At 69.7% G+C, this 13,574-nt stretch carries 10 protein-coding genes; 3 read left to right on the forward strand and 7 right to left on the reverse strand.

The features are described 5' to 3' along the window. Window position 1: 1 nt before the first annotated feature. The 7 genes from GQ56_RS0125540 to GQ56_RS0125570 all read right to left on the reverse strand — a co-directional run bounded on the left by GQ56_RS0125540 (window position 2) and on the right by GQ56_RS0125570 (window position 9,508). A complete protein-coding gene (locus tag GQ56_RS0125540; protein ID WP_031401342.1) occupies window positions 2–1,291 on the reverse strand; it encodes a dicarboxylate/amino acid:cation symporter in 1,290 nt (429 codons plus the stop codon). Window positions 1,292–1,650: 359 nt separating this feature from the next. After that, entirely contained in the window at window positions 1,651–3,336 is a 1,686-nt protein-coding gene (locus tag GQ56_RS0125545; protein ID WP_031401343.1) for a cation acetate symporter, read from the reverse strand. An 11-nt stretch (window positions 3,337–3,347) separates the two neighbouring features. After that, window positions 3,348–3,653, reverse strand: coding sequence for a DUF485 domain-containing protein (locus tag GQ56_RS0125550; protein WP_031401344.1), 306 nt, complete (start codon window positions 3,651–3,653; stop codon window positions 3,348–3,350). Window positions 3,654–3,751: 98 nt separating this feature from the next. Further along, on the reverse strand, window positions 3,752–4,957 hold the full coding sequence (locus GQ56_RS0125555; RefSeq protein ID WP_031401345.1) for a CaiB/BaiF CoA transferase family protein: 1,206 nt from the start codon (window positions 4,955–4,957) through the stop codon (window positions 3,752–3,754). A 29-nt stretch (window positions 4,958–4,986) separates the two neighbouring features. Continuing rightward, window positions 4,987–6,123, reverse strand: a complete 1,137-nt coding sequence (locus GQ56_RS0125560) for an acyl-CoA dehydrogenase family protein (RefSeq protein ID WP_031401346.1) — start codon at window positions 6,121–6,123, stop codon at window positions 4,987–4,989. A 14-nt stretch (window positions 6,124–6,137) separates the two neighbouring features. Beyond that, window positions 6,138–7,346, reverse strand: coding sequence for an acyl-CoA dehydrogenase family protein (locus tag GQ56_RS0125565; protein ID WP_031401347.1), 1,209 nt, complete (start codon window positions 7,344–7,346; stop codon window positions 6,138–6,140). Between the two features lie 29 nt (window positions 7,347–7,375). Further along, a complete protein-coding gene (locus tag GQ56_RS0125570) occupies window positions 7,376–9,508 on the reverse strand; it encodes a 3-hydroxyacyl-CoA dehydrogenase NAD-binding domain-containing protein (RefSeq protein ID WP_031401348.1) in 2,133 nt (710 codons plus the stop codon). 235 nt (window positions 9,509–9,743) lie between these two features. Between GQ56_RS0125570 and GQ56_RS0125575 the strand changes: the two genes are divergently transcribed. The 3 genes from GQ56_RS0125575 (at window position 9,744) to GQ56_RS0125585 (ending at window position 13,382) form a co-directional block, all read left to right on the forward strand. After that, complete coding sequence (locus GQ56_RS0125575; protein ID WP_031401349.1) at window positions 9,744–10,706, forward strand: LysR family transcriptional regulator; 963 nt, start codon at window positions 9,744–9,746, stop codon at window positions 10,704–10,706. 72 nt (window positions 10,707–10,778) lie between these two features. Then, the gene (gene ggt, locus GQ56_RS0125580) at window positions 10,779–12,653 is read left to right on the forward strand and encodes a gamma-glutamyltransferase (protein ID WP_031401350.1); all 1,875 of its coding nucleotides are present in this window, start codon (window positions 10,779–10,781) and stop codon (window positions 12,651–12,653) included. A gap of 93 nt (window positions 12,654–12,746) precedes the next feature. Then, complete coding sequence (locus GQ56_RS0125585) at window positions 12,747–13,382, forward strand: LysE family translocator (RefSeq protein WP_031401351.1); 636 nt, start codon at window positions 12,747–12,749, stop codon at window positions 13,380–13,382. The last annotated feature ends 192 nt before the right edge of the window (window positions 13,383–13,574 follow it).

Here is a 13,574-nt window from a genome sequence, read left to right on the forward strand (position 1 = left end):
GTCAGACGCCGGCCGTCTCGGTCGTCGCGACCTCGCCGCCGCCCGTCAGCGCCTGGCGCAGCTTGTTGCGGTCGAGCTCCTTCTCCCAGGCCGACACGACGACCGTCGCGACGCCGTTGCCGACGATGTTGGTCAGCGCGCGGCATTCGCTCATGAAGCGGTCGATGCCGAGGATCAGCACCATGCCCGACAGCGGGATCGTCGGCACGACGGCCAGCGTCGCGGCGAGCGTGATGAAGCCCGCGCCCGTCACGCCGCTCGCGCCCTTCGACGTCAGCATCGCGACCGCCAGCAGCGTGAGCTGCTGCATCCACGTCAGTTCGATGTTGGTCGCCTGGGCGATGAACAGCACGGCCATCGTCATGTAGATGTTGGTGCCGTCCAGGTTGAACGAATAGCCGGTCGGCACGACGAGGCCGACGACCGAACGCGAGCAGCCGGCCTTCTCGAGCTTTTCCATCAGCTGCGGCAGCGCGGCTTCCGACGAGCTCGTGCCGAGCACGATCAGCAGCTCTTCCTTGATGTAGGAAACGAAGCGGATGATCGAGAAGCCCGTGAAGCGCGCGATCGTGCCGAGCACGACGAGCACGAACACGACCGACGTCAGGTAGAACGTGCCGATCAGCTTGAGCAGCGGCACCAGCGAGCCGACGCCGTACTTGCCGATCGTGAACGCCATCGCGCCGAACGCGCCGATCGGCGCCAGCTTCGTGACGATGTGCACGATGCCGAACAGCACGCGCGTGAGGCCGTCGATGAAATCGGTCACGACCTTGCCGCGCTCGCCGAGGTGCGCGAGCACGCTGCCGAACAGCAGCGCGATCAGCAGGATCTGCAGGATCTCGCCCTGCGCGAACGCATCGACCATCGTGTTCGGGATGATGTGCATCAGGAAGTCGACCGTCGACTGCCCGTGCGCCTTCGCCGCGTACGACGCGACGGCCTTGCCGTCGAGCGTCGCCGGATCGATGTTGAAGCCGACGCCCGGACGCAGGATGTGCGTGGCCGCGAGGCCGAGCACCAGCGCGAAGGTCGACACGATCTCGAAGTACAGCAGCGCCTTGCCGCCGACGCGGCCCACCTTCTTCATGTCCTCCATGCCGGCGATGCCCGTGACGACCGTACAGAAGATGATCGGGCCGATCACCATCTTGATCAGCTTGATGAACCCGTCGCCGAGCGGCTTCATGTCGGTGGCGAGCGCCGGATAGTAGTGGCCGAGGATCACGCCGACGATGATGGCGAAGATCACCTGCACATAGAGCACTTTGTAGAAGGGTTTCTTCTTCACGATGGTTCCTGCTGAAGGGTAGATGAGCCGATGGAAACGGCGTCACGCGCGCGGGCGAATGCCAGGGGAAGAATCACTCGCCCGCGCGGCTGCCGTGCCGCAACAAGCGATGCCTCAAGACATCCGACAGGGGAGGAAGGCAGTGGTCATCGATTGTCTCCTTGCTTGCTGTAGTTAGTCGGGCCGGGGGACGGCCGTGCGCTTTATATTGCAAGGTCGATGCCAGGTTCCCGAAACCCTTCAAACCATTGTTTTCATTGTATTTCCCATAATGCGGCAGGCAAGAAAATCCGGGATTCCGGATTTCCGGAAAAGATCCGTCCGGATCGCCGGACGGATCGGCGCGTTCGTCGGACGAATCAGTGCTGCACGGCGCGGCCGGCCAGCACGCCCGTCTGCGCGTAGAACTCCTGCTGCACGAACGCGTCGCGCTCGCGCCGCGCCCGCGCGCCGCGATCCGCGAGCGAGCCGACGACGATCCCGGCGAACGCGAGCGGCACCGACACGAGCGCCGGGTTGTCGAGGAACACCGGTGCGTGCGCGTGGTGCAACACGTCGACCCACACCGATTTCGACAGCACCGTGAGCACCACCGCGGACGCGAGGCCGAGACCGCCGCCGAGCACCGCGCCGCGCGTCGTCATCCCGCGCCAGAAGATCGACATCGCGAGCACCGGGAAATTGGCGCTCGCGGCCACCGCCGCGACGAGGCCGACCATGAACGCGACGTTTACGTGCTCGAACACGATCGACAGCCCGATCGCGACGGCCGACAGCGCGATCGTCGCCGCGCGCGAGATGCGCATCTCGAGGCGCTCGTCCGGCTTGCCGCGCGCCCACATCTGCGCATACAGGTCGTGCGAGATCGTCGTCGCGCCAGCGAGCGTCAGGCCCGCGACCACCGCGAGGATCGTCGCGAACGTGACGGCCGCGATGAAGCCGTAGAACGCATTCCCGCCGACCGCCTGCGCGAGCTTCACCGCCACCATGTTCGAGCCGCCGAGCAGGTCGCGCGTGAGGTTGAACGAGCCGTCGGCGCCGAGCCTGAAGAACTCGGGATGCTGCGCGAGCAGCACGATCGCCGAGAAGCCGATCACGAAGGTGAGCAGATAGAAATAGCCGATGAAGCCGGTCGCGTAGAGCACCGACTTGCGCGCCTCCTTCGCGTTCGGCACCGTGAAGAAGCGCATCAGGATGTGCGGGAAGCCGGCCGTGCCGAACATCAGCGCGATGCCGAGCGACAGCGCGTTGGCCGGATCGCGGATCAGCTTGCCGGGGCCCATGATCGACAGCGCGCCCGGATGCACGGCCACCGCCCGACGGAACATCTCGTCGACGCTGAAGCCGAATTCGCCGAGCGCGAGCCACGCGAGCAGCGTCGCGCCGCACAGCAGCAGCACGGCCTTGATCACCTGCACCCAGGTGGTCGCGGTCATCCCGCCGAAGAACACGTAGACGACCATCAGCACGCCGACGATCAGCTCGGCCGTGCCGTACGACAACCCGAACAGCAACTGGATCAGCTTGCCCGCGCCGACCATCTGCACGACCAGGTACAGCACGACGATGGTCAGCGAGTTCGCCGACGTCAGCAGCCGGATCGGCCGCTGCGCGAAGCGGTACGCGACGACGTCGACGAACGTGAACTTGCCGAGGTTGCGCAGCGGCTCGGCGATCAGGAACATCACGAACGGCCAGCCGACGAGAAAGCCGATCGAGTAGATCAGCCCGTCGAAGCCGAACATGAACACCATGCCGGACAGCCCGAGGAACGACGCGGCCGACATGTAGTCGCCCGCGATCGCGAGGCCGTTCTGCAACCCGGTGATGCCGCCGCCGGCCGTGTAGAAGTCGCGCGTGGAGCGCGTGCGGCGCGCGGCCCAGCGCGTGAGCGCGAGCGTCGCCAGCACGAACGCGAAGAACATCCCGATCGCGACCGGGTTCAATTCGACCTTGTCGGGCATCGGGCCGGCGACCGATACCGCATGGGCGGCGGAGGAAACGAGAACGGCAGGCGCGCCGAGCGCGATCGAGGTGCGTCGCATGTCGGCCTCCGTCACGCGCGTTGCAGGATCGCGTCGACGCGGCGGTCGAACGCACGGTTCGCGCGCAGCACGTAGCACGCGGTCAGGCCGATCGCGACCAGGATGATCGCGACGCCCGCGGCGATCCCGACCGTGGTCGTCGCGCCGCGGTACAGCGGCGCCGCGAGCACGTGCGGCGCGAGCGCGACGAGCAGGATGAAGCCGTAGTACGTCGCGATCATCAGCGCCGTCAGCGTGAAGCTGAAACGGCGCCGTGCGCGCACGAGCTGCTGGTAGTCGCGGCGCGCCGTGACCGATTCGATGACGGAAAGCTCCATGGTGTCTCCAATGTCTCTTCGTCGATATGCGAAGAGTGTCTTGTGGATGGTCCGGCGCGCGATCCGCTCCGCCCGCGCCGCGGCGGCAAACCCGCGTACTACACGATGCGATCCGCCCGCAGCCGCGCAACGTCGTCGGCCGACAGCCCGAGCCAGCCGCCGAGCACCGCCGCCGTATCCGCGCCGAGTACCGGCGGCGCCCCGCGCACCGGCAACCGCGCGCCGTCGAAGCGATATGGCGGCGCGAGCACGTCGACGCCCCCCGCGACCGGATGCGGCTGCCGCGTCACGAGCCCCGCGCGCGTCGCGCGCTCCGACGTCAGCGCTTCATGCAGCCCGAGCACCTCGCCGCACGGAATGCCGGCGTCGGCCAGCGCGGCGAGCAGCGTCGCACGCGAACGGCGCGCGAGCTCGCGGCGAATCTCCGGCAACAGGTCGGCACGGTTCTCCGAGCGTCCGAGGTTGGTCTTGTAACGCGCGTCGGCCGCGAGATCCGGGCGCTCGATCGCGTCGCAGAAGCGCGCGAACTGCGTGTTGTTGCCGACCGTGATCACGAGCGGGCCGTCCGCCGCGTCGAACACGCCGTACGGCACGATCGACGGATGCGCGTTGCCGTAGCGCGGCGGATCCTCGCCGATCAGCAGCGCATCGAGCCCGTAGTACGCGGTGATCATCAGCCCGCAGTCGAACAGCGCCATCTCGATGCGTCGCCCGCGCCCGGTCGCATGACGCTCGTACAGCGCGGCGAGGATCGCCTGCGCCGAATACATGCCGGTGAACAGGTCGACCGCCGCGACGCCGAACTTCAGCGGCGGCTGGCCGGCTTCGCCGTTCAGCGCCATCAGCCCGGCCTCGCCCTGCACGACGAGGTCGTAGCCGGGCCGCGCGGCCTCGGGCCCCGACCGGTCGTAACCGGAAATCGCGCAATGCACGAGGCGCGGATTCAGTTCGGCCAGCGCGTCGTAGCCGAGGCCGAGCTTTTCCGCGCCGCCGCACTTGAAGTTGTGGATCAGCACGTCGGCCTGCGCGGCCAGTTCGCGCGCGAGACGCCGGCCGCCCTCGGTCTGCAGGTCCAGACAGATCGATCGCTTGCTGCGGTTCACGCTGTTGAAGTAGGTGGTTTCGGTGTCGCCGATCCGCAGCCCCCAGTCGCGCGTGTCGTCGCCGCGCGCCGGATGCTCGACCTTGATCACCTCCGCGCCGAAATCGGCGAGCACCATCGCGCTCCACGGGCCCGCGAGCACGCGCGAGAAATCGAGCACCTTCACGCCGGCGAGCGGCAGCGCGTGCGATTCGTTGGTCATTCCTGTCTCCTCCTTCGCGGTTTCCGCTTTTACTGTTTCGACAGCGCGATGTAGCGGGCGAGGTGGTGATCCTCGTCGCCGAGCTGGTGGTCGATCATCACCAGGCGCTTCGCGTAATGCGACAGCGGCAGCTCCCACGTCATCCCGATCCCGCCGTGCAGCTGGATGCTCTCCTCGGCGACGAGCGTGCCGATCCGGCCGATGCTGTACTTGGCCGCGGCGAGCGCGCGTTCGCGCACCGCGCGCGGCGCGTCGAGCTGCGCGGCCGCGTTGATCACGGCCGAGCGCGCCTGCTCGACCTCGAGCAGCAGGTCGGCCATGCGGTGCTGCAACGCCTGGAAGCTGCCGATCGGCATGCCGAACTGCTTGCGCGTGCGCAGGTAGTCGAGCGTGTGCGCCTTCGCGACGTCCATCGCGCCGAGCGCTTCCGCCGACAGCGCGAGCAGCCCGTAGCCGAGCACGCGCTCGAGCAGCGCCGCTCCCGCTTCGCCGTCGGGTTCGCCGAGCGCCGCATCGGCCGGCAGCGCGACGCCGTCGAAGCGCACCTCGGCCGCGCGTCCGCCGTCGATCTTCCGGTAGTCGCGCAGCGACACGCCCGGCGCATCGGCCGGCACGACGAACAGGCCGATGCCGGCGGCAGCGTCGTCGCGGCCCGACACGCGCGCGCTGACGACGAGGAACGCCGCCTGCGCGGCCTGGTCGACGACGCCCTTCGCGCCCGTCAGCACCCAGCCGCCGCCCGTGCGTTCGGCGCGCGTGCGCACGGTCGTCAGTTCGTAGTGCGAGCCCGGCTCGTCGTGCGCGAACGCGGCGCTCGCGCTGCCGTCGATCAGCGCGGCCAGCCTGTCGCGATGCGCGGCGCCGCCGCCGAGCGACAGCGCGCGGCCTGCCAGCAGCGCACCGAGGAACGGCTCGACGACGAGGCCGCGGCCGAGGCACTCGAACACCACGGCGATGTCGAAGCCCGCGCCGCCGAAGCCGCCGTCGGCCTCCTCGAACAGCGCGCCGACCGTGCCGAGCTCGGCAAAGCGCCGCCACATCGCGCGGTCGAAGCCTTCGGCCGACTGCGCGATGCGATCGCGCACCGGGAATGCGTACTGTTCGGCGATGAAGCGGTTCAACGTATCCGCCAGCATCCGGCGGTCTTCTGTGTGCTGGAAATCCATCGTCGCGTCCCTCGTTACAGCCCGAGCATCATCTTCGCGATGATGTTCTTCTGGATCTCGTTCGAGCCGCCGAAGATCGACAGCTTCCGGTTGTTGAAATACTGCTGCGCGGCGCTCGCGGCGTCGTCCGGACCGACCGGCTCGCCGTCGTGGCCCGCGTCGAGCGCGCCGTCGACGAACGGCTGCGCGTACGGCCCCATCGCGCGCCGCATCAGCGCCGTGATCTCCTGGCGGATCTGCGTGCCGCGAATCTTCAGCATCGAGCTTTCGGCGCCCGGCACGCCGCCGCCCGCGACCGCGGCGAGCACGCGCAGGTTGGTCGTGCGCATGTTCTCGAGCTCGATCTCGACCCGCGCGACGCGCGCCGCGAAGAACGGATCGTCCGCGAGCGGCCTGCCGTTCTTCGTGACCTTCGCGGCCACCGCGCGCAGCCGGTCGAGCGCCGCCGTCGAGAATCCGATCCCCGCGATGTTGGTGCGCTCGTACGTGAGCAGGTATTTTGCATAGGTCCAGCCGCGGTTCTCCTCGCCGACGAGGTTGGCCGCCGGCACGCGCACGTCGGTGAAGAACACCTCGTTCACCTCGTGCTCGCCGTCGAGCGTGACGATCGGGCGAACCTCGACGCCCGGCGTGTTCATGTCGACCAGCAGGAAGCTGATGCCTTCCTGCTTGCGCACGTCGGTCGCGGTACGCACGAGGCAGAAGATCATGTTCGCGTAGTGGCCGAGCGTGGTCCACGTCTTCTGGCCGTTCACGATGTAATGCTCGCCCTGCGCGTCGATGCCGCGCACCGCGCTCGTCTTCACCGACGCGAGGTCGGAACCGGCGCCCGGTTCGGAGTAGCCCTGGCACCACCAGTCGGTGCCGTCGAGGATGCGCGGCAGCCAGTGCCGCTTCTGCGCTTCGTTGCCGTACTTGATCAGCACGGGGCCGAGCATGTTCACGCCGAACGGCACGATGCGCGGCGCACCGGCCAGCGCGCATTCGTTGTCGAACAGGAACTTCTGCGCGACGCTCCAGCCGGGGCCGCCGTACTCGCGCGGCCAGTGGCTGGCGAGCCAGCCGCGCGCGTCGAGGATCGCGTGCCATTCGCGCATGTCGTCGCGCGTGAGGTGCAGGCCGCCCTTCACCTTGCGCGCGATGCGCGCGGGCAGCTCGGCTTGCAGGAAGCGCTGCACCTCGGTGCGAAACGCTTCCTCTTCGGGAGTGAAATTGAGGTCCATCTTCGATCCGTTGCGTAGGCGGTGGGTAGTCAGTCGGCGCGGTTCAGGCTCGCGAAATCCGCGCCGCGCGCGACGAGGTCGACGAGCAGCGGCGACGGCTTCCAGAACAGCGGGTCCTCCTTCGCGAACGCGCGGATATCGGCGAGCACGTTCGCGAGGCCGAGCGTGTCCGCGTAATGCATCGGGCCGCCGCGATGGCGCGGGAAGCCGTAGCCGTACAGGAACACCGCGTCGACGTCGAGCGGCCGCAGCGCGATCTGCTCGTGCACGACGTTCGCGCCTTCGTTGATCATCGCGGCCAGGTAGCGGCGCAGGATCTCGTCGTCGCTGAACGTGCGCGGCGTGACGCCCTTCTTCGCGCGTTCGTCGGCGACGATCGCCTCGACTTCCGGGTCCGGCGTGCCGACGCGCGCACCGTCCGGGTACAGGTAGTAGCCGCGCGCCGTCTTCTGGCCGAACCAGCCGCGCTCGCACAGCCGGTCGGAAATCCCGACGTAGCGCGCGCGCGGGTCGCGCGTCGCCGCGCGGCGCTTGCGGGTCGCCCAGCCGATGTCGCCGCCGGCCAGGTCGACGACCTGGAACGGCCCCATCGGGAAACCGAATTCGCGCACCGCGCGATCGATCTGATACGGCGACGCACCGTCTTCCATCAGGTAGTCGGCGGCCGTGCGGTAGACGGCGAGGATCCGGTTGCCGATGAAGCCGTCGCACACGCCCGCGCGCACCGGCGTCTTCTTCAGCTGTTTCGCGAGCGCGAACGCGGTCGCGACGACGTCCGCGCCGGCGCGCGCCGGCACGACGATCTCGAGCAGCTTCATCACGTTGGCCGGCGAGAAAAAGTGCAGGCCGATCACGTCGGCCGGCCGGTCGATGCTCGCGGCCAGCGCGTCGATGTCGAGATACGACGTGTTGGTCGCGAGCACCGCGCCCGGCTTGCACACGCGCGCGAGTTCGGCGAACACGGCCTGCTTCACGGCCATGTCCTCGAACACCGCCTCGATCACGACGTCGGCCTGCGCGAGCGCATCGTACGACGTGCTGCCCTTGAAGCGCGCGAGCCGCGCCGCGTGCGCGGCCGGCGTCATCCGCCCTTTCGCGACGAGGCCGTCGTACACCTTCTCGACGTGCGCGCGGCCGCGCGCGAGCGACGCCTCGTCGCGTTCGATCATCGTCACCGGCAGCCCCGCATCGAGCGCCGCGACCGCGATGCCCGCGCCCATCGTGCCGCCGCCGACCACGCCGATCCGCTCGACCGGCCGTGCGCTCGCGCGGCGCGCCTCGGGCGCCTTCGCCGCTTCGCGCTCCGCGAAGAACGCATGCACCAGGCCCGCGCGCTGCGGGCTGTCGATGCACTGCAGGAACAGGCTGCGCTCGAGCTTGATGCCCGCGTCGAACGACTGCGTGAGCGCGGCCTCGACCGCGTCGACGATCTTCGCGGGCGAGAAGAGGCCGCGCGACTTCTTCGACAGCTCGGCGCGCGCCGCATCGATCGCGGCCTGCGCGGCCGCGCGATCGGCGAGCCCTTGCGCATCGCGGGTGCGCCGGGGTGGCGCGCCGAGCGACACGAGTTCCTGCGTGTACGCGAGGCCTTCGGCGAGCGTGTCGTCGCTGTGCGCGACGCGGTCGACGAGACCGAGCGCGAGCGCCTCTTCCGCGCCCGCGTGACGGCCCGTCAGCATCAGGTCGAGCGCGGCCTTCGCGCCAATCAGGCGCGGCGTGCGCTGCGTGCCGCCCGCGCCGGGCAGCAGGCCGAGCGTGACTTCGGGCAGCCCGAGCTTCGCGCCGGGCACCGCGAGCCGGTAATGCGCGGCGAGCGCGACCTCGAGCCCGCCGCCGAGCGTCGCGCCATGCAGCGCGACCACCACCGGCTTCGCGCCCGATTCGATCCGCTCGCACACGTCGGGCAGCGACGGCGGCACGGGCGGCTTGCCGAATTCGCGGATATCGGCGCCCGCGATGAAATTGCGGCCGGCGCCGACGATCAGCACCGCGTGGATCGCGTCGTCGGCCTGCGCGGCGTCGAGCGCGTCGGCGAGGCCGCGCCGCACGTCGGCCGACAGCGCGTTGACCGGCGGGTGATCGATCGTGACGACCAGCACCTTGTCGCGCCGTTCGCGCGTGACCGTGCCGGCCGGGCTGGCGGGGAAAGCGGTTGAGTTCATCGTGTCTCCTTGATGCGGCGGCAGGTGCGCCGGCGCGCGGCAACGCGGGCGACGCCGGGCCCCTGCCCCGGTCCCGCACGAAGCGGGACAAGATCCGGCCGTACGCCGGGCATGACCCGATTCTCGATTGATCGAGATTCATTGACAATTCCCTGCCGCTTTTACAAGCTGTCAAATCCGACTTGACACTGAATGTTTCCGACCGTTAAACGGGACGGATCAGGAGACGCGACGCATGGACCTGAACGCGCTGACGCTGCTCGTCGAGATCCTCGACGCCGGCAATCTCAGCAAGGCCGCGCAGCGGCTCAAGATGAGCCGCGCGAACGTGAGCTACCGGCTCAACCAGCTCGAGCGCTCGATCGGCCAGCAGCTCGTGCGGCGCACCACGCGGCGCATCGAGCCGACCGAGATCGGGCTGAAGCTGTACGAGCACGGCCGGCGCATCCGCAACGAACTGCTCGCCGCGCAGGAATCGGTGACGACGCTCGGCCAGGATCTGCAGGGTCGCGTGCGGCTGTCGGTGCCGAGCGGCTACGGGCAGATGGTGATGTCCGAATGGCTGCTTGCGTTCAAGCGGCGGCATCCGGGCATCGTGCTCGACGTCGTGTTCGAGAACCGCGTCGAGGACCTGATGCGCGACGAGGTCGACATCGCGATCCGCGTGATGTCCGAGCCGCCGCAGAACCTCGTCGCCCGCGACATGGGCGCGGTGCGCTACGTCGCGTGCGCGTCGCCCGCGTTCGCCGCCGCGCACGGGATGCCCGCCAGCCTCGACGCGCTGGCGGCCGCGCCGGTCGTCACCGCGACGGTGCTGGGCCGGCAGTTGCGGATCGCCGCCTATCTCGGCGACGAGCGGCACGAGGTGCTGCTCGAACCGACCTTGATTTCGGAGAACTTCCTGTTCCTGCGCGAAGCGATCCTCGCGGGGATCGGCGTCGGCATCGTGCCCGACTACGTGATGCAGGACGACATGCGGCGCGGCGCCGTCGTCACGTCGCTCGACGCGTACCGGCTCAGCATCTTCGGCACGCACATGTACATGCTCTACATGCCGAACCGGCACCACACGCGCGCGACCTCGACATTCATAGAGTTCATCCTCGAACAGGCCGGGAAGACCGGCCGGGGCGGGCCCGGCGGGTTGCTTCAGGGTTTCCGGTCGGATGACAACCCGCCGGCCGCACGGCGACAATAGCGCCGCCGGGGCGGGCAGCCCCGTTGCGCCGGCACCGTCGCCGCCTTTGAATTCACTGCTGCCGAGGGTTCAATGTTCGACCGGATTCGTCCGCCTTCGCGTCCTTGGACGCTGATCGCCGCCACCGCGCTCGTCGCCTTCAATGCCGCCTGCACGTCCCCGTCCGCGCCGTCGGGCGCCGTGGTGCCGGTCGCCGCCGCATCGGGCGCCGCCGTGCCGCTGCCCGGCGCGCATGCGCCCGAGCAGTCGTCCGGCTGGACCGACAAGCCGGGCTGGACCTCGCAGCGCTTCATGATCGCGGCCGCGAACCCGCTCGCGACGCAGGCCGGCTACGAGATGCTGAAGGCCGGCGGCACCGCGATCGACGCCGCGATCGCGACGCAGATGGTGCTCGCGCTCGTCGAGCCGCAATCGTCGGGAATCGGCGGGGGCGCGTTCCTGCTGTACTTCGACGGCAAGGCCACGCAGGCGTACGACGGCCGCGAAACCGCGCCGGCCGCCGCGACCGACCGCCTGTTCTACGGCCCGACCGGCCAGCCGATGCGCTTCTACGAAGGCGTCGTCGGCGGGCGCTCGGTCGGCACGCCGGGCGTGCTGCGCATGCTCGACGCCGCGCACCGCGCGCACGGCAGGCTGCCGTGGGGCCGCCTGTTCCAGCCGGCGATCCGGCTCGCCGAGCACGGCTTCGCGATCAGCCCGCGGCTCGCGACGCTGATCGCGAACGACCGGTACCTGCGGAACGACCCGGCCGCGCGCGCGTACTTCTACAACCCGGACGGCTCGCCGAAGGCCGCCGGCACGGTGCTGAAGAACCCCGCGCTCGCGACCGTGCTGCGCCAGGTCGCCGAGCGCGGCGCGAACGCGTTCTACACCGGCGCGATCGCCCGCGACATCGTCGCGAAGGTGCGCCGCCACCCGACCAACCCGGGCCTGCTGTCGCTCCAGGATCTCGCGCGCTACAAGGCGAAGGTGCGCGCGCCGCTGTGCGCCGACTACCGGCGCTCGGTCGTCTGCGGGATGCCGCCGCCGTCGTCGGGCGGCCTCGCGATCGCGCAGATGCTCGGCATCCTCGCGGCGATGCCCGACTGGCAGCAGATCGGCGCGCAGAAGCCGGTGCGCAACGACGTCGGCTACGAGCCGACGCCGTTCGCCGCGCACCTGTTCAGCGAAGCCGGGCGCCTCGCGTATGCGGACCGCGCGCGCTATGTCGCCGATCCCGATTTCGTGCCGCTGCCGGGCGGCAACTGGGCCAGCCTCACCGACAGGACCTATCTCGCCCAGCGCGCACGCCTGATCGGCGACACCAGCATGGGCGTCGCGCAGGCCGGCACGCCGCAGGGCGCGACGCTCGCGCTGGCCGACGACCGCAGCCCCGAGCTGCCGTCGACGTCCGACATCGCGATCGTGGACCGCTACGGCCAGGCGCTGTCGATGACGACCAGCATCGAGGATGCGTTCGGCTCGCGGCTGATGGTGCGCGGCTTCATGCTGAACAACCAGCTCACCGACTTCTCGTTCGTGTCGAACGACAACGGCCGGCCGGTCGCCAACCGCGTGCAGCCCGGCAAGCGGCCGCGCTCGGCGATGGCGCCGGAGCTCGTGTTCGACAAGAAGACGAAGCAGGTGACGATGATCGTCGGCTCGGCCGGCGGCCCCGCGATCATCAATCACGTCGCGAAGACGCTGATCGGCGTGCTCGACTGGGGGATGACGATGCAGCAGGCGATCGCGCTGCCGAACTTCGGCTCGACGAACGGGCCGACGCAGCTCGAACGCGGCCGCGCGTCGGACGCGCTCGCCGACGGGCTGAAGGGCCGCGGGCACGACGTGCAGGTCGTCGAGATGAATTCGGGGCTGCAGGGGATCCAGCGGCTGAACGTGCAGGGCCAGACGGTGTGGTTCGGCGGGGCCGATCCGCGGCGGGAGGGGGTCGCGATGGGCGACTGAGTGCCGCGGCGCGAACCGGCGCGGCGCGCAAACGGGCGCCCGCCGAAGCAGGATTAAACTGGCCGCTTCCGCTACCCGCCCGGAAACCGCGACATGAACCCGACCACGCTCCTGTTGTACGCGATCACGGTATCCGCCGTGACGGTCACGCCCGGCCCCACGATGCTGCTGGCGCTAAACAACGGCGCCACACGCGGCATGCGCATCGCGGCTTACGGCATCGCCGGCGCAGCACTGTCGGATCTGGTCCTGATCGGGGCGGTCGGATGCGGCCTCGGCGCGATCATGCAGGCGTCGGAGCACCTGTTCGTCGCGCTGAAGTGGGCCGGCGCCGTGTACCTGCTCTACCTCGCCTGGGCGCTCTGGCACGCCCCCACGGCACTGCCGCCCGCGGGCGTCGCGCCAGCGGACGGCGCACGGAACGGCCGGGCCGCCTTCAAGCGCTCGCTGCTGGTCGCGTTGTCCAATCCGAAAGGGCTGCTGTTTTTCTCGGCCTTCCTGCCGCAGTTCATCCGGCCCGAAGCGAACGTCGCCGCCCAGTACGCGACGCTGGCCGTCCTCACCGCCGCGATCGACATCGTGTTGATGGCGCTCTACGCGGCGAGCGGCTACCACGTGATGAAGGCGCTGTCGGGACGCGCGCTGAGATGGCTCAATCGCGGCTGCGCCGGCATGCTGGCCGGGCTGGCAGTGGCGTTGAGCCTCTACCGTCGCGGCACCGCGACCTGATCCGGCGCCGCACCCGCGCACGTCGCATCGGGACGGCCGCGGCCGGCAGGTTGAACCGGATTCACGCCATCCGTTCCGTCGGCCGGCGCCCCCCCACCCCCCTCCCCCCCCCCTCCCCTCCCCTTTTCACATCCGACCCCCCCGCCCAATAGCACAGGGCGGCACATCAGGGGCGGCCGCGCCACCTACAAC

This window comes from Burkholderia paludis (assembly GCF_000732615.1).
In the GTDB taxonomy this organism is placed as follows: Bacteria; Pseudomonadota; Gammaproteobacteria; order Burkholderiales; family Burkholderiaceae; genus Burkholderia; species Burkholderia paludis.

What these genes read in the sequence shown, in the direction of transcription:
- GQ56_RS0125545 (WP_031401343.1), bottom strand. Translation starts at nt 3,336, where the DNA reads ATGCGACGCACCTCGATCGCGCTCGGCGCGCCTGCCGTTCTCGTTTCC.
- GQ56_RS0125550 (WP_031401344.1), bottom strand. Translation starts at nt 3,653, where the DNA reads ATGGAGCTTTCCGTCATCGAATCGGTCACGGCGCGCCGCGACTACCAG.
- GQ56_RS0125555 (WP_031401345.1), bottom strand. Translation starts at nt 4,957, where the DNA reads ATGACCAACGAATCGCACGCGCTGCCGCTCGCCGGCGTGAAGGTGCTC.
- GQ56_RS0125560 (WP_031401346.1), bottom strand. Translation starts at nt 6,123, where the DNA reads ATGGATTTCCAGCACACAGAAGACCGCCGGATGCTGGCGGATACGTTG.
- GQ56_RS0125565 (WP_031401347.1), bottom strand. Translation starts at nt 7,346, where the DNA reads ATGGACCTCAATTTCACTCCCGAAGAGGAAGCGTTTCGCACCGAGGTG.
- GQ56_RS0125570 (WP_031401348.1), bottom strand. Translation starts at nt 9,508, where the DNA reads ATGAACTCAACCGCTTTCCCCGCCAGCCCGGCCGGCACGGTCACGCGC.
- GQ56_RS0125575 (WP_031401349.1), top strand. Translation starts at nt 9,744, where the DNA reads ATGGACCTGAACGCGCTGACGCTGCTCGTCGAGATCCTCGACGCCGGC.
- ggt (WP_031401350.1), top strand. Translation starts at nt 10,779, where the DNA reads ATGTTCGACCGGATTCGTCCGCCTTCGCGTCCTTGGACGCTGATCGCC.
- GQ56_RS0125585 (WP_031401351.1), top strand. Translation starts at nt 12,747, where the DNA reads ATGAACCCGACCACGCTCCTGTTGTACGCGATCACGGTATCCGCCGTG.